The 16,396-nt window shown below is 50.3% G+C and carries 13 protein-coding genes and 1 tRNA gene; 3 read left to right on the top strand and 11 right to left on the bottom strand.

Annotation, left to right across the window (positions count from 1 at the left end; genetic code table 11):
- The first annotated feature begins 53 nt into the window (after positions 1-53).
- Both ACXAGR_RS17875 and ACXAGR_RS17870 read left to right on the top strand, forming a co-directional pair.
- Positions 54-473 (top strand): MarR family winged helix-turn-helix transcriptional regulator, encoded by a 420-nt coding sequence (locus tag ACXAGR_RS17875; protein ID WP_474845403.1) that lies wholly within the window; start codon positions 54-56, stop codon positions 471-473.
- 102 nt (positions 474-575) lie between these two features.
- The gene (locus ACXAGR_RS17870; protein ID WP_474851676.1) at positions 576-1,325 is read left to right on the top strand and encodes a BUD32 family EKC/KEOPS complex subunit; all 750 of its coding nucleotides are present in this window, start codon (positions 576-578) and stop codon (positions 1,323-1,325) included.
- Positions 1,326-1,335: 10 nt separating this feature from the next.
- Here the strand turns inward: ACXAGR_RS17870 and ACXAGR_RS17865 are convergent, their stop codons facing one another.
- The 4 genes from ACXAGR_RS17865 to ACXAGR_RS17850 all read right to left on the bottom strand — a co-directional run bounded on the left by ACXAGR_RS17865 (position 1,336) and on the right by ACXAGR_RS17850 (position 9,093).
- Positions 1,336-4,464: an efflux RND transporter permease subunit gene (locus ACXAGR_RS17865; RefSeq protein WP_474851675.1), complete on the bottom strand. Its 3,129-nt coding sequence runs from the start codon at positions 4,462-4,464 to the stop codon at positions 1,336-1,338.
- The gene (locus ACXAGR_RS17860) at positions 4,464-5,522 is read right to left on the bottom strand and encodes an efflux RND transporter periplasmic adaptor subunit (protein ID WP_474851673.1); all 1,059 of its coding nucleotides are present in this window, start codon (positions 5,520-5,522) and stop codon (positions 4,464-4,466) included. Before ACXAGR_RS17860 ends, ACXAGR_RS17865 begins: the two co-directional genes overlap by 1 nt.
- A gap of 348 nt (positions 5,523-5,870) precedes the next feature.
- Complete coding sequence (locus ACXAGR_RS17855) at positions 5,871-8,396, bottom strand: ABC transporter permease (protein WP_474851671.1); 2,526 nt, start codon at positions 8,394-8,396, stop codon at positions 5,871-5,873.
- Position 8,397: 1 nt separating this feature from the next.
- Complete coding sequence (locus ACXAGR_RS17850) at positions 8,398-9,093, bottom strand: ABC transporter ATP-binding protein (protein ID WP_474851669.1); 696 nt, start codon at positions 9,091-9,093, stop codon at positions 8,398-8,400.
- Positions 9,094-9,115: 22 nt separating this feature from the next.
- Between ACXAGR_RS17850 and ACXAGR_RS17845 the strand changes: the two genes are divergently transcribed.
- Positions 9,116-9,784 carry an arylesterase gene (locus ACXAGR_RS17845; protein WP_474852136.1) on the top strand — a complete coding sequence of 223 codons (669 nt, stop codon included), beginning with the start codon at positions 9,116-9,118 and terminating at the stop codon, positions 9,782-9,784.
- A 54-nt stretch (positions 9,785-9,838) separates the two neighbouring features.
- Here ACXAGR_RS17845 and ACXAGR_RS17840 read toward each other — a convergent pair whose 3' ends face one another.
- The 7 genes from ACXAGR_RS17840 to ACXAGR_RS17810 all read right to left on the bottom strand — a co-directional run bounded on the left by ACXAGR_RS17840 (position 9,839) and on the right by ACXAGR_RS17810 (position 16,382).
- Positions 9,839-11,116, bottom strand: a complete 1,278-nt coding sequence (locus ACXAGR_RS17840) for an amidohydrolase family protein (protein WP_474851667.1) — start codon at positions 11,114-11,116, stop codon at positions 9,839-9,841.
- Positions 11,113-12,534 (bottom strand): amidohydrolase, encoded by a 1,422-nt coding sequence (locus tag ACXAGR_RS17835; RefSeq protein WP_474852134.1) that lies wholly within the window; start codon positions 12,532-12,534, stop codon positions 11,113-11,115. The genes ACXAGR_RS17840 and ACXAGR_RS17835 overlap by 4 nt, the downstream gene beginning before the upstream one ends.
- A gap of 117 nt (positions 12,535-12,651) precedes the next feature.
- Positions 12,652-13,602 carry a tRNA dihydrouridine(16) synthase DusC gene (gene dusC / locus ACXAGR_RS17830; protein WP_474851666.1) on the bottom strand — a complete coding sequence of 317 codons (951 nt, stop codon included), beginning with the start codon at positions 13,600-13,602 and terminating at the stop codon, positions 12,652-12,654.
- Positions 13,603-13,747: 145 nt separating this feature from the next.
- Positions 13,748-13,906, bottom strand: a complete 159-nt coding sequence (locus tag ACXAGR_RS17825) for a hypothetical protein (RefSeq protein WP_161599130.1) — start codon at positions 13,904-13,906, stop codon at positions 13,748-13,750.
- A gap of 90 nt (positions 13,907-13,996) precedes the next feature.
- Positions 13,997-14,905, bottom strand: coding sequence for a M14 family metallopeptidase (locus ACXAGR_RS17820; protein ID WP_474851664.1), 909 nt, complete (start codon positions 14,903-14,905; stop codon positions 13,997-13,999).
- Between the two features lie 169 nt (positions 14,906-15,074).
- Complete coding sequence (locus tag ACXAGR_RS17815; RefSeq protein WP_474851662.1) at positions 15,075-16,130, bottom strand: tetratricopeptide repeat protein; 1,056 nt, start codon at positions 16,128-16,130, stop codon at positions 15,075-15,077.
- Between the two features lie 176 nt (positions 16,131-16,306).
- Positions 16,307-16,382: transfer RNA gene (locus ACXAGR_RS17810), tRNA-Glu, on the bottom strand.
- Positions 16,383-16,396: the final 14 nt, after the last annotated feature.

Here is a 16,396-nt window from a genome sequence, read left to right as displayed (position 1 = left end):
AACCTGTTTAGTCTGCCGGTGTCTTTAGTATTTTACATAACGGAGTAACGGCTGTGGCTGCGGGTGAATTCGGCAAACAAATCGCACTGGTCAGAAATCAGATGATGAGCAGACTGGACGAGGCTCTGAAAGAATTTGACCTTACCGGTTCACAATTTGCTGTTATCAAGCTGATCGCTGAAGGCAGAGCCGATACGCTGGCAAAACTCTGTGAAGCGATGCATCATGATAAAGGTGCGATGAGCCGGATTTTAAGCCGTATGGAAGAAAAGGCGCTTATCCGCCGTAAACCCTGCCCTCACGACGGCCGCGCATTTAAACTGGCCCTCACCGCAAAAGGCGAACAGCTGTTCCCGCTTACTACGCCTAAAATTAATGCCATTTACGATGTCGCACTGAAAGATTTTTCAGAATCTGAAAGGGAGCAATTTTTCAGCATGCTCACCCGTTGTCAGCATAATTTGTGTCACTAACTGACAGTTATCGCACTTATCCGCTTACAATCTCTATTTAGTTGCCCGGGCAACCACAAGCGATAAAATACTTGCCTGGTCAACCAAAAACACACACTCAACATGATTCAGGCAATTCTTCGTGCTCTGTCAGCACACATACCCGGCCACACATTTTCTGCCGGCAGCCTGTCCGTTTTGCATGAAGGACGCTTTGCTAACGCTATCGTTTATTTATATCAGGACGAACATTATCAACTCATCATCAAAGACTTTTCTTCGCGGCACTGGCTTATCAGAAAAACCATAGGCCGTTTATCAGTTCGCCAGGAGTTCAATGCCATTACAGCATTACAACACATACCGGGCATTACACCGCTCTGCTTCCGGCCGGGAGAATGTACCATTGCTTACAGCCATATTGCCGGGCAAACACTGAAAGATTTCGGTGCTGAGGGAAACCGTCTGTCACCGGCATTTTGCCTCGAACTGGAAAAAATTATTCACCGGATGCATGAGGCCGGACGGGTTCATCTGGACTTACGGAACATGGGGAACATTCTTATTGATGAGCAGGGAAAGCCCGCCATTATTGATTTTCAGTCGAGCTTGCGTTGGCAACGTTTCCCGTTATGGTTGCAGAAATTTATGCGTTATGCAGATATCACCGGGGCATATAAAGCCTGGGAGCGTTACGGAACTACACCGCTGCCGGCGCATAAAAAGCAATTTCTGACCCGCTATAATGCGACCCGCAAGTGGTGGGTGTTTCGCGGTTATCCGGTTCACAGAATGCAGGTACGTGTGCAGGCCTTTGCTGCACACGTTATGAGCCTGAACATTGTTCAGAACATCCTCGAAAAGTTCTGGTAACGGCGCTGCTCTAATCCCTGGCTGAGGTCAGGGATTTTATTTTCTCTCCCAACATTAACAGTGCCGGTGTCAGCAGCAGTGTGAGCAGGGTCGCAAATGTCAGACCACCGGCGATGGTACTCGACAACACTGTCCACCACTGCGCTGATGGTGCTCCCACAGAAATGTTCCGACCGACGATATCGATAGTCAGCGCAAACACCATGGGCAATAACCCCAGAATAGTGGTAACGGACGTCAGCAGTACCGGTCTGGCACGCTGCGCTGCCGTGCGTAAAATGGCTTCCTTGGCGTCCATGCCCTCACTCTTGAGCGCATTATAGGTGTCGATTAAAACGATGTTGTTGTTTACCACTATGCCTGCAAGGGCAATGGTGCCGATACCACTCATAACCACCACGAAGGGTTGCGACGTGACCATCAGGCCAATTAACACGCCTGCTGTTGAAAAGATAATTGCGCTCAAGACCACAAAGGCCTGATAGAAGCTGTTGAACTGGGTCACCAGAATGATCAGCATCAGGAAAATCGATCCGATAAAAGCATTACTCAGGAATGTCATTGACTCCTGGGTGTCTTCATCCTCGCCCTTAAACGACAACATAACGTCAGCAGGTAACGGCGATTCGATAAGCTTTTCACGCATCTGCTTCAGCTTCTGATCCAGCAACTCACCTTCCGCAATTTCAGCTTTAATTGTATATGTTCGTGCACCATCAAGACGGTTTATCCGCCCGGTTTTGGGTGCAGGCTCAATAGTCACGAAGTTACCAATGGGTACAGAGCCGTTGGCAGAAGGAATACGAAGTTGATAGAGCTGTTCAATATTGCGGAAGGTTTCCGGGAAGCGCAGACGAATTTCGACTTCTTCCTCGGCATCATCCGGGCGGTATTCCGCCAGCATGGCACCATTGGTGATTAACTTCACCACATTCCCCAGCAGGGTGACATCCACGTTGTACTGGGCTGCCAGCTCTCTGTCCACGTTTAAACGCCACTCCACACTGGGCAGAGGCCGGGAGTCTTCAACATCAACAAAACCACCCGTTTCTTCCATTAGGGCAAGAATATGTTCCGTGCCTTCAATCAGACTGTCATTACTGATCCCGCTGAGGACAATTTCCACCGGTTTACCGGAGGACGGCCCCATGTCGGGCAACCGTACCTGTACTTTGATGCCGGGGATGGTTTCAACATATTCACGGATATCAGCCATGATTTCTGACGCCGGCGGACGGGTTTCCCAGTCGCTTAATTCAAGCTGGATAACGCCGATAACATCTTCCGGCATTTCCGACTCGTTGCCACCACCGCCGCCAATTGTGCGGGCGTACACCGAGTCGAGATTGTCCTGCTGCAACAAAAACGTCTCGACTTTCTTAACCAGTTTGTCGCGTTCATAAATAGATAAATCACCCCGTGCCTGCACCTGAATTTGCAGATATTCAGGTTCAATGTCCGGGAAGAACAACACGCCACGGCCAAAGAAACCGTAAAGCACAAAGGTCATGAACATAATACCCAGTGCTGCCAGTGTGGACTTGCCGGGATGATTTACAATGTTCTTTAAAAATCGCAGATAACGGCCCAGCCAGCCCTGAATGTCATCCAGGTTGCCCTTCTCCGCCATGCGGATAAATTTTACGGTATCAGACTGGGTATCGACGCTAACTTTACGGGTAATCACACCGCCAAGTACGGGGATAAATATCAGCGCCATAAATAACGAGGCGGTTAAGGTAATGATGACGGTCAGCGGCAGGAAGCTCATAAACTCTCCCACCAGGCCAGGCCACACCAGTAGCGGGAAGAATACGGTCAACGTGGTGATGGTTGAAGCAATGATAGGCCACGCCATACGTTTGGAAGCCGTTGCGAAGGCGGTTTTCGGTGGCTCACCTTCAGCAATTTTCCGGTCTGCCAGCTCGATGGTAACAATGGCACCGTCAACCAGCATACCCACCACCAGAATCAGGCTGAACAGCACAATCATATTCATGGTCATGCCGAAGAAGAATATCACCGTCATGGCCGCCAGAAATGAACCGGGAATAGCCATGCCAACCAGGATGCTCGGCCGTATACCCAGGGCAAAAACAATCACTATCATCACCAGAATAATGGCGGTCAGCACGTTGTTTTCGAGATCACCCAGCATGCTCTTAATTTCACCGGATTTGTCCTGCAGATAGTCTACTTTGATGGTATCCGGCCACTGCGTTCTTGCCAGCTCCACAAGATTGCGTACGTCCGCTATGGTTTCGATAATATTTGCGCCGCTTCGCTTTGATACTTCAAGAGCAATGGCTTTTTCACCCCGCAAGCGGGCGAAACTGGTGGGATCTTTGAATGTACGGCGGATGGTGGCGACATCATCGAAAGTGACGATGGTGTTTCCGACTTTTTTCACCGGCAAGGTAGCCAAGTCCTGCATGGTCTCAATCACGCCCGGCACTTTGAACACCATGCGGCCGGCACTGGCATCAATGGCCCCGGCTGCCACCAGCTGGTTATTCTGACTGACAAAATTCAGCACATCGGGAAAAGACAGGTTGTACGTTTCCAGCGCAACCGGGTCGATAATGACTTCAAGTAATTCTTCCCTATCACCGGCAATATCCACTTCCAGTACACCGGATAAAGCTTCAATTTCATCCTGCAGACGGCGGGCAATGTTCACCAGAGTGCGTTCAGGAATGTCGCCGGACAACATGACAGTCAGCACCGGGAAAAGTGACAGGTTCACTTCGGTAACTCTGGGCTCTTCACTGCCCGGAGGCAACTCCGCTTTGGCCAGATCGACTTTTTCCCTGACATCAAGCAACGCCTGGTCAGCATCAAAGCCGGCTTCAAACTCCATCACCACCGAGGCAAAGCCCTGAATGGCCGTCCCTTTCATTTCTTTAAGGCCTTCAATGGATTGAAGCTCTTTCTCCAGCGGCCTCACCAGCAGGCGTTCGCTGTCTTCCGGTGCAATACCGTCGTACACCACCGAGACATAAATAAACGGAATCGTGATGTCCGGCTCAGACTCTTTCGGAATAGCAAAATAGGCGCTGGCGCCGGCAATGGTGAGCACAAAGAATACCAGCGCTACGGTACGGGTGCGGGCAAATGCCGCATCGATAATCGCATTCATTATCTGGCCGCCTTCTCAACAGGCTTCACCACATTACCGGCATCCACAAATCCCTGCCCTGTGGTGATAAGACGCACTGTATCAGGCAAGCCGGTTACCCAGGCCCCTTCATTGTCAGATTGCAGCAACGAGACCTGATGAAACGCCACTTTGTTGTCATTACTAACCGACTTCACGCCAATCCGTCCGTCGGCATCCAGCGTGAAGGTTGCAGGAGATACATAATGGGCCTTCACTTCATTGACATGCAGGGTAACTGTGGCGCTGGACCCGGATTTCAGTTTTCCGTCAGGATTGGGTATGCCAATTTCAGCAAGATAGGTACGGGATTCACTGCTGGCATAAGGCGCAATGAAGCGGACTTTGCCTGATACCTGCTCGCCGGTGGCAAGCTTAATATCTGCCTGCAGCCCTTTTTTAACTTCATTCACCCGTTGTTGTGCGATTTGGATCTCAACCACCAGTACCGAGTTATCCACCAGCTCCAGCATGGGATCACCGATACTTACCACATCTCCGCTTTCTGCAGACAAGCTCTGGACTTCGCCGTCAAAAGGCGCCACAGGACGCACAAAATTAATATCTGAACGGATGTTCGCAATGGCGGCTTCAGACGCTTTTACATTTGCCAGAGCGGTGTCGAGCTCTGATTCACTTTGATACTGCTTATCAGCCAGTTGCGATAAACGCTTATAGGTTTTCTTACGGGCTTCGTACAAGGCTTCCTGCTGCTCAAGCTGAATAAGTCTGTCTTCCATATCAATGGTCAGTAAGGTATCACCCTTTCGCACAGAGTCGCCTTCGGTTACCGAAATCTGCTCAATTCGCCCTGCAGTCTGGGCTTTAATTTCCAGCAGGCGTTCCGGCACGGTTTGCCCCTGAACCACCAGCGAAACTGGTGTAACCTGCGCTTCAGAAACCGTCACTTCCACAGAAAATGGCTGGCTCTCACTTTGAGTCTGATCTTGCTCTTCGGGCTCTGATGAAAAAAGTCCGGAGACCATCCATGCACATATAAGAAGAATAAACAGGAGTGCGAAAACAGATGATTTATTCATTGTCAGATGAAATCCTTTGTCAGGCTGGGTGTCATTTTTATTTTGTTGAAAGTAATGATTGTGGTCACTGCGAAGCAATTATTTTCAGGCCGGAGAACGGATTGTCAGAACGACCGGCAGCGATATTGCGTAAGTTATCACAGGCAACGTAAAGAGTTGTTGTAAATTTTGTAACGAAATAAAAAAACGCTGTGCAGAAAAGATGAATACCTGAAACCTGCCAGCTGGCGGGAAAGTCACTGGAAAATATCAGGAAATGAGCCGGTTCAGAGAGTGACACACTCTTCTCTGAACCGGTTTATACCGCCGGTACAGCTATTTTGTACCGCAATAAATTCAATAGCCTCGTTACACCATTTTACGAAGCAACGCTGTGGTATTTAATGACAGCAAACGCCAGCAGCCCAGTGCCCCCAATACGCCCACAACAATCGCTCCGGTCACCGGAGCAATCACCCAAAACTCCGGATGCAACGATGCTTCCATCTGAAAAATTTGTGTTTGCAGTAAATAGAGACTGAGCTCATTGGCAAGTGCGGCCATAAACCCGGCCACGACGCCGATGATGACAAATTCATATACCACGCTCAGGCGGATCAGCGAGCCTTTCGCTCCCAGAGTACGAAGTATAGCCAGTTCCTGCTGACGCTCGTCCATGGATGCCTGGACCTGTGCTATCAGCACCAGTGCGCCGGCAGCCAGCACCAGAATCAGGATAAACTCAACGGCCAGTGAGACCTGGTCAACAATATCCCGCAACTGATTGATACGGGCATCCACGTCGAACAACGTGGCGGACGGGAATGGCTTCAGCAACTCTGTCAGTTCCGGCTTTCTTTCCGGTGGCAGGAAGAAACTGGTGATATAGGTTGGTGAAAACGCCGCCATCGCTTCGGGTGACAAGACAAAGAAGAAATTGGGTTGCATAGTTTGCCAGTCGACTTTTCGTAAACTGGTTACCCGCGCCTGCACCTCTTCACTGCCGATATTAAATGTCAGCACATCATTGAGCCGGATATCCAGCCTGCCAGCCACTTCCTCTTCTACAGATACAGGATAAATCCCGTCCTCCGGCGCAGACGTCGCATTACCCTGCCACTCACCGGCAACGATTTCATTGCCAAATTGCAGGGTGTTACTCCATGTCAGATTCGCTTCACGGCCCAAACCGTCCCTGCCCTCACGGGGACCTTCCCTGTCTTCTTTCGAGACTTCCGTATTCACACGGTCATCATTCACCGCAACGAACCGCCCGCGTACAACGGGATAAAAGTCAGAAGCTTCCACATCCGCCTGCTCAAAATGCGATTGCAACTGAGGTTTCTGACTTTGGGTAATATTGATCAGAAAATAATTAGGCGTGCCCTCTGGCAACTGTGCCCGCCATTGCGCGACCATATCATTGCGCATGACCAGCACCACCAGCAACAACAATAAGGTCACGGAGAAACTGATAAGTTGCACACTGTTATCCATGGAGCGCCTGCGGATACGGGCCCACGCCAGCTGCCACGGCCCCATGCTGCCGCTGCCCAGTTTGCGCCCCACACGGATAAGACCCAGCGTAACAAGCAGCAAACCGGCGACCAGCGCAATGCCGGATACAAACAGAATGGCACTGATTTTCAAGTCCTGGCTGTACGTCCACATCAGTAAAAAAATTGCACCACCCGCAGCCAAAAACTGCAGGGATTTTGAGCTCATTCCGGCGCCAACATCGCGGCGCAGTACCCGCAGCGGAGGCACTGAAAATAAGCGCAGTAAGGGATACAGTGAAAACAGGAGCGCACAAACCACACCGGTAAATACAGCAATCAGCACCGGTCGCCAGTGCCACACATCCAGAGATACATCTACCTGATCAGCCAGCGCCGTCACCACTATCTGCTGAATAATAACGCCTGCAGTAATACCAATCACGATGCCTACCAGGGTGATAAAACAAATTTGCATAGTGTAAATGCGGCGTATTGTGGTTTTGCTGGCGCCCAGTGTTTTCATAATGGCTACAGGGTCAAAATGACGCTGACTGTATCGCTGGGCGGCAACGGCAATCGACACCGCAGCCAGAATGATGGCAAGCAGACTGGCGAGCAGAAAATAACGTTCGGCACGCTTCACCGAGCGACCGACCGGGGATTCATCATCTTCAACAGACTGCCAGCGGTGAATTTCATCATCAAGCTGCGGACGCAGCCACTCATAGAACGTGTCGAGTTGTGACGTATCACCGGTAAAATAGGCTTTGTATGTCACGCGGCTGCCGGGGCCGGTGATATTTGCAGCCGGTAAATCGGCTTCACGGATTAATACGATGGGGTCGGTTGAGAAAATGCTGAAACCGGCATCGGGAATTTCGGAGAGCACATTCGTTACTGTAAATGCGGTATCGCCCACATAAATGGTTCCTCCGGGCTCAACATCCAGCAGTTGAAATAACCGTGAATCTATCCACGCTTCGCCGGGTTGGGGCAAACCTGTAGCCGGCTTCGCTTCTCCGAAAGGCGAGTCCGTCACCAGAATCTCCCCCTTTAACGGATAATGTCCGTCTACGGCACGCAAATCCACCAGTGACATCTGCTCTTCACCGAATGCCATAGAACGGGTGGCGACCTGTGTAGCCGTGCCCAGTCCGTCCGTTTGCGCCTGTGCAATCCAGGCAGGCTCCACCGGTTGAGAGGCGCGTAACTGACTGTCTGCAGCCATAAAGCTGGCGGAGCGCTCGGTCAGTGCACCCTGAAGGCGCTCACTGAACAACGACAGTGACAACACCGACGCCACTGATAACACAATAGCGAGCAGGATAATGGTAAGTTCACCCCGCCGTGCCTCATGCTTAAACAAACGCCACGCTAAATTAAATGCCATCCCCATATCAGGCTTCCTCAGCGACAGGACCGGTTGACACCGTGGTTTCAGTCAGATCCCCCGCCTGCATCGTCAGTTGTCGGGAGCAACGAAGTGCCAGCTCATTATCATGGGTAACCAGCACCAGTGTCGTGCCCAGTTCGCGGTTCATCTGAAATAAAAGCTGCTCAATTTTTTCACTGTTGGCAGCATCGAGATTACCAGTAGGCTCATCAGCGAACAGAATTTTCGGCTGGCCGATGAACGCCCTTGCAATAGCAACCCGTTGTTGCTCGCCGCCGGACAACTGATTAGGATAATGATGCGCTCGGTGGGACAAGCCCACTTGCTCCAGAATATTCTTCGCGCGGCCTTTCGCATCACTTAGCCCTGAAATCTCCGCAGGCAGCATGACGTTCTCGGTGGCTGTCAGACTTTGCACCAGCATAAAGCTCTGGAAAATAAACCCGACTTTCTCTCCCCTCAGTTGTGCCCGCGCCTCTTCGTTCATGGTATGAAGGGGAGCGCCGTCGAGATGGATTTCTCCGCTGCTCACTTCATCCAGCCCGGCCAGCAGACTCAGTAAAGTGGATTTTCCGGAACCAGACGCGCCGACAATGGCAACAGACTCACCTGCCTTGACTTCGAATGAAATTGGTTGAAGGATCTGAAGCTCACCTTCACTCGTAGATACTGTTTTCGTAATATTTCGGGTGCTAATCATAGGAGTTGTCACTGCCGTGTTTTTGTTACAACGATACCGCCGCTTTGCTTTTGCATGGGCTCTTTTATTTTTACAGCTGTTGGTGGTTTCAGATCATCTGCACGCTGCGTCAGAAAATCAGCAAACATCACCGCATTTCAAACTGTTAGTCCTGGGTGATAGCCTAAGTGCAGGCTATGGTTTAAAGCAACAGGAAGGCTGGGTTAGTTTGTTACAAAATATCTGGAATGACGAACAGCATCAGATCGATGTAATAAACGCCGCGATAAGCGGAGAAACCACAGACGGCGGCCTGGCCAGACTTCCCAGATTGCTGGAACAACATCAGCCAACACATGTACTTATAGAATTGGGTGGTAATGACGGATTACAAGGTCATCCGGTCACAAAGACGAAATCCAATCTGAACAAAATGGTTAAGCTGGCAAAAGCGTCCGGGGCTACTGTATTCATACAGGATATGGAAATTCCTACCAATTACGGGCGTCGTTACACACAAATGTTCGCCAATGCATTTGATGCGGTGGCAGAAGAAAATGACATAAATTTAATCCCGTTTTTCCTGCAACAGGTAGCGCTGGATAAATCACTGATGCAAAACGACGGCATTCATCCTAATGCAGAAGCCCAGCCAATGATTGCACAGTTTATGGCTCAGCAACTCGCTCCGCTCATTCTGAACAGGAGCTGAGCCCGCCAGTTCAAAAAAGAGGATGCCCGGCATCCTCTTTTTTGTTTTACATCTTTACGGCTTCACATAATGTGAAGTCACGCCTTCAGGTTGTTCTGTCAGTTTCATGTAGCGGTCACGAAGTTTGGTTTGACGGGAAGACATTTCAATGGCTTCGCCTTCGATATAGACCTGCTCTGCCACTTCTGTTACTTCAAGGGGATCACCACTCCAGATCACCACATCGGCACGTTTGCCAGGAGCAAGTGAACCAACCTGACCGTCCACACCCAGAATCGCGGCAGGGACTGAAGTAAGACTGGCGATACCACCTTCATAACTGAGGCCGTTGGCAACAGCATTCCCGGCATGCTGGGCAGCCAGACGGATATTGTGAGTTTCCATACCTATAGCGACTTTCACACCGGCTTCTTCCAGTCTTGCCGCGTTATGTAACGTTGCACCTAACTGTTCAAAGTTACCCGGTAAGTTCAGCTGCGGGTCAAGAATAACCGGCACGCCGGCTTCAGCCAGTTCATCAGCAACACGCCAGGCTTCCACTCCATGCAGTAACACAAGATGCATGGCCGGGTGACGCTTTTTAAACGCCAGCACCTGGCGGATATCTGCTGCACGGTCGGCTTCGATGAATAACGGTACATCACCGCTGACAACACCTTTGAGCGCTTTGATATCTGCGCGGGCGTTAATACCGTCCCAGCTTGAGGTCAGTGAAGGCACGGACTTCGTGCTGCTAACTTCATCAAACAGCGCTTCCAGTGTCACCCACAATGCAGCCCTTGAGCCGCCGTGGCTGTCGGCTGAATTACCGTCCACGTTCACCACCATAAAGGCTTTGTTTTTTAATATCTCTGCGTTGTCGTCAAGACTGATCACCGCACCCTGGCCATGGAATAACATGTCAGTGTACTGTACCGTCGTTGCCGCTGAGGTTACCCCTTCAATACGGCTTACGTCGATAAGCGTGGAGTCAGGATTAATCGCGTATGTGACATCCAGAGCCGCACCGGTTGTGCTGACAGGCGTTGCTCCGGCAGAAGAATCCACCTCGCCCGCCCAGGACGACACTTCAACAAGGCCAAGAGATGTCAACGCACCGACAAAACCCGGCGTAACAACTTTTCCGCTGGCATCCACACGGGTATAGCCTGCCGGCACGTTGCCGCCGGCTGTCACTTTTTCAATTTTACCGTCTTTAATCAATACAGTGCCGTTTTCAACCGTGCCCTGTGCTGTCTGGGTAAGTACTTTCCCCCCTGTAATGGCGATATTCTCAGCCATTACACCGGTACTGAGTGTTGCGGCAACAGCAAGTGATAATAAGCGCTTCATTTTACATCTCCTTCACCGACCTGACCCACTTCAAAATCGCTTAACGGCCAGCTGTCCGGGCTCTTCAGATCGTAAGCCTTACCACCGTCGATATAGACCTGTTCAGCTTTGGTGTAAGTCGAGAAAGGATTCCCTGTCCATAAAACAAGGTCGGCATTTTTTCCTGCTTCCAGAGAGCCGGTTTTATCAAAAATTCCCAGTGATTTTGCCGGGTTGGCGCTCAGCCATTGCCACGCATCGGCCATAGAGATATCCATGCCGGCACGTTTACCGTCAGACCAGGCTTTGGCCGCTTCCTGATTTAAGCGCTGAATGCCGAGTTCGTCGTCACTGTGTACAATGGCACAGGCTTTCGCAGCGTGTACCACCGGAATGTTTTCACGGATCCCGTCATAAGCTTCCAGCTTGAAGCCCCACCAGTCGGCCCACATGGAGGCACACACATTGTTTTCTGCCAGCTTGCCGGCAATTTTGTAGCCTTCAACAGCATGGTGGAATGAGGAAATCTGATAGTTAAATTCCTTCATCATGTCCATCATGACCGTCATTTCATCAGCGCGATAGCAATGCATATGCACAAGAATGTCACCATTAAGCACGCCGGCCATGGTTTCTAAATCCAGATCCCGTTTCGGGGCCTTGGGATCTTTCCCTGCATCGTAATCCGCTTCATATTTGTCCCATTCACGCATATAAGCCTGGGCGTCAGACCACGCCTGACGATAGCCTTTAACATTGCCCATACGGGTCATCGGGCCGCCTTTCTGACCATACACACGTTTCGGATTTTCACCGCAGGCCATTTTCATCCCGTAGGGGGCATCCGGAAATTTCATATCCTGCATAGTCCGGCTTGGTACGTTCTTCAGTACCACTGAACGGCCGCCAAATAAATTCGCTGAGCCGGGCAGTATTTGCAGCGAGGTGACACCACCCGCCAGAGCGCGGCCGAAACCGGGATCCTGTGGCCATACGGAATGCTCAGCCCATACGCCGGGAGTTACCGGCTTCGTCATTTCGTTTCCGTCAGACGTAGAACCCACCGACGGAGACGGATAAACACCAAGGTGGCTGTGGTTGTCGATAATGCCGGGAGTAACCCACTTTCCGTCACCGTCGATAACAACCGTATCAGCGGGGTATTCAACAGTTTCACCTGTCGCTACAATTTTCCCGTCAGCAAAATAAATCATGCCGTTTTCAATGCGGTTACCCACACCATCGAGGATGGTGACGTTGGTAATGACTGTGGGCTTTCCGGCTATGGGTGTGTAAGTGCCGGGATAAGGATCGGTATTGATTGACACATGAGGCGCCTGCTCTCCCTTTTCAGCCGGCTTATCGGAACAAGCGACTAAAACAGTGGAACACAGACAAGCCAGCGCTAAGGCCAGCTTTGTTGGTGTGTGTTTCATGATGTTTTCCGTTTTTTATTGTTTACGTTTTTAGTATGAGTATTGCGGCTGTTTCTGTCGAAAAGCCCTCCCCACTAATAACCTAGACAATTGCGGGAAAACAAACAATATACGGTGAGATTAAGCGACGCTGCTATGCGAGGACTGACGACGCAGTACAGCGACAATTTCATCTGCTTTTTGCAATTTACGGATATCATTGAACAGGATTTCCGCTTGCGGATACTGACGCTTAAGATAACCACACCATTGCTTAATACGGTTGGGATAGTACCGTCCCTTATCGCCGTAAATCTCATAACCGGAATAATGAATCAATAAATCCGCCACTTCTTCCCAGCGCATAACCGCCTGCTCGCCGCGGATAGTCCGCGCCAGATTCGGCATGGCCAGTGCGCCGCGCCCCAGCATCAAATCAGTACAGCCGGATTGCTCCTGACAGCGCAGTGCATCACCGGCATGCCAGATTTCACCGTTAGCAACCAGCGGAATATTGGTGTGAGCGCGAATTTTAGCAATCCAGTCCCAGTAAGCAGGAGGCTTATAACCCTCGGTTTTAGTGCGGGCATGCACGACAAGCTGGTCCGCGCCTGCCTCTGTAATAGCAATGGCATTTTCAATGGCCAGAGATTTATCTTCAAAACCCAGCCGGATTTTCGCCGTGACAGGCTGATTTGCCGGCACGGCGTCCCGTACCGCTTTGACGATGTTGTAAAGGGTTTCCGTTTCTTTCAGCAACACTGCCCCGCCCTTGCTTTTGTTCACGGTTTTTGCCGGACATCCGAAGTTCAGATCCACACCGGGGGAACCCAGCTCGACTGCTGTTTGCGCATTTTCTGCCAGCCACTCAGGGTGCTGGCCCAGTAGTTGAACCCTTACCGGTACTCCAGACGGTGTCACACTGCCATTACGCAACTCAGGACAAAGCTTATAGAAGGTTTTATGCGGTAACTTTTGATCGACCACCCGCACGAATTCGGTCACACACAAATCAAAGCCACCCACGCGGGTAAGCATGTCTCTCATCAGATGGTCAACGACCCCTTCCATGGGAGCAAGTAAGATTCTCATGTGTTTACACTGTGCCGGTATGGTTTAGAAACGGGCGCGAAGTTTAGCAGAGAAAAGGCAGCGAATCATCCTGCCACAGATGAAATGAAAGCCGTTGAGTAAGGGGTAATACAATATGAAGTGATGATACTGCGAGGTTCGCCGGTTAACTGGCGATGTTTTTAACGTCCTGAGCAATCCACAAACACACGTAGCATCCGAACTCACGGGTCAGGTACTGTTCGAACTCAGCTTTGGTATCGCAATCGTGAGATACGATGCGCTGGCGGTTTCCGTCGTAAATCAGTGCTTTGAAAGTATACATAGTGTGCCTCGCTGAGTCAGAAAGCACACTATACATTTAGACGTCTATACTTTCAAACGTCCAGAAGTGTAAACAAAGAATATTTTGTTCTTAACCGGCCAGAATATATTCCAGACCGCCTATGATGGCCGCAACCTGAGCATCATTACATATTTCATCAGAGGCTGAAGGACTGTCGGGATAAACCTCGGTTGTCGTAACGTATGGCGCATCGGTCAGGCCTCCGCACAAAAACAGGGATTTCTTGTCATAGCTGATCACACCGTCGTAAAGCACCTCTGCCCCGATGATTTTATCATTTTCATCTGCAGGTGCGATGTGTGTAACGCCCCGCACTTTTTCGATGACCGCTTTCTGAAAATCCAACTCAACCTTCCCGCTGTCAGCAACCAGATAAAAACCATCCGGGATCTGCCAGACGTCCTGAGTGATACCATCCCGCGCCCCCAGGGCCGGCCGGAACTCGGAGTTATCGGTATCAGTGGTTTCGTGTAAATCGATGTGCATATGAACCGGCTCTTCGATGGCATCAACCATCGCTTTCAGCATGGCTGCTTCAGGTGCCGGAGAATCCGCACGGAAACTGCGGTTAGGATCAACAGCCAGGGGATCCCAGCGGTTAATCGTTTCGTAACCCCATGGGCTGACACAAGGTGCAATTACGAAGTTACATTTGTCCTGCCACTCAGCCAGATGGTCTGTGGCAAACTTCAGTGCTCCCTGTACGCCGCTGGTTTCATAACCATGAACACCACCAGTAATAAGTACGGTTGGCAGGGATTTAACGAATAACTTTGGTTTGATGACGTAAAGCGGATAGCGGGACTCGTCGTAAGGTAATGCACCATACTGTGTGATTTCATAATTCTCAGGTACCGCGGGCAACCGGTCAATAACTTCTTCTTTATAGCTACGTTTAACAGACTGGGCATCCAGCCACTGTTTTTTCTCTGTGTCTGACCAGGGCGTTCCGGGGGTACCAATAGGGTAATCTTGCATATCCAACCTTTGTTTCTGTTAACAACAATGTTCTGACTGACACGATATCACGGCATTTAAAGTTGCTGTTATCGCGATTCAGATGAATATGCACTTTATCACGTTATCCGGCCCGGAAGAGAATTACCGGGCACGCATCCTGTGGCGGGCTGTCAGCCTGAAATAACAGTCAGACTTTTATCTGCAGTTTCTTAAGCAGTTTACTGAAGCGTTCATCTTCTTTGCCGCTGATACGCTGAAGGGTAAGTTTTGCCTGCTCCTTATTATTATCATGCAGATACAATTCAGCCAGACGGAGATTCGCCCAGTTCAGAGATGGCAAGCCATCTGTATCGATACCGGCTTCGGGCAATTCGCTCAGGTAAGTCTCCAGCGCCTGAATGCCGGTACCGGTATATTCACCAGACTGCACCGCTGTTTGCCCCAGGCGATAAAGACCGTATAACTGATTAAACCGATCCTCGCTGTATGCCTCCCATGCAGACTCATCTTCTACAGAAGCGGCCTCCAGGCGTAGCGTCAGCAAAGGCTGCAAGGTATCAAAAGCCTGCGGGTAAGCTTCATCACTCATATATTGATCGCCCAGCACGTATCTGGCATAAACCCGGGTTTCAGGTTTTTCCATCAGCGTTTTAAGGAGCGAAATACCTTCCTCTTTTTTATCACCGGCCAGCAAATATTTTGCTTCAGCAATCTGTCCTTCATCAGGGTCGAGTGCTGCTATATCAGCCACCAGTGATTTTGCCGTGTCCATATCGCCACCGGCTATGGATGGAACAAAAAGGTGATACTGGAAAAGAGCCTGATAAGTGCGGATTTCGTCAGGTGCCACTTCAATAGCTTTCTCCAGACTCTTACGGGCTTTTTTGGCATAGCCTAATGCTGAAAAAATACTCTCTCCTGCCTGTGCGCCCATCACACTCGCATGGAGCATGTACACACGGTAATTTTCCGGATAGGCACTGATAAAATCTTCCGCTGCCTCTTCTGCGTCATCCAGATCGGTTTTCATCAGTGCAGAGATGTAAGTAGAAAAACGCTCTGCCGACTTATTCTTTTCATCTTTCAGCGTCGCGATGACCTGGCCGTACTTACCTTCCTTAAACCAGGCGTCCAGTGCATCATCGGAAATCAGGGTGTCTGCACTGGCAATAACCGGAAAAGTAAGCGCACTCACACAAAGCGCGACCGTCGACAAACGTTTTATGAAAAGCGTTCCTTGCATAGCGATAATTCCTTTTATTAATCAACTATCAGACTAGCAAGATTAAAGGATGGAAAGTATGTGAAAAAGTAACAATTTGTGATGATGGCAGGATCACCGGTGCAGTTTCCGCAGAAGAATTCAGGCAGGTAAATTTAAGGCAAAAAAAAGACCAACATTTGCTGGTCTTTCTTATATGGCGTCCCCTAGGGGATTCGAACCCCTGTTACCGCCGTGAAAGGGCGGTGTCCTAGGCCTCTAGACGAAGGGGACAGAAATTTTGTCTT

The organism is Alteromonas sp. ABH4_457 (genome assembly GCF_056160625.1).
The sequence above is the reverse complement of the archived record's forward strand: the minus strand, read 5'-3'. Positions and strand labels throughout refer to the sequence as shown.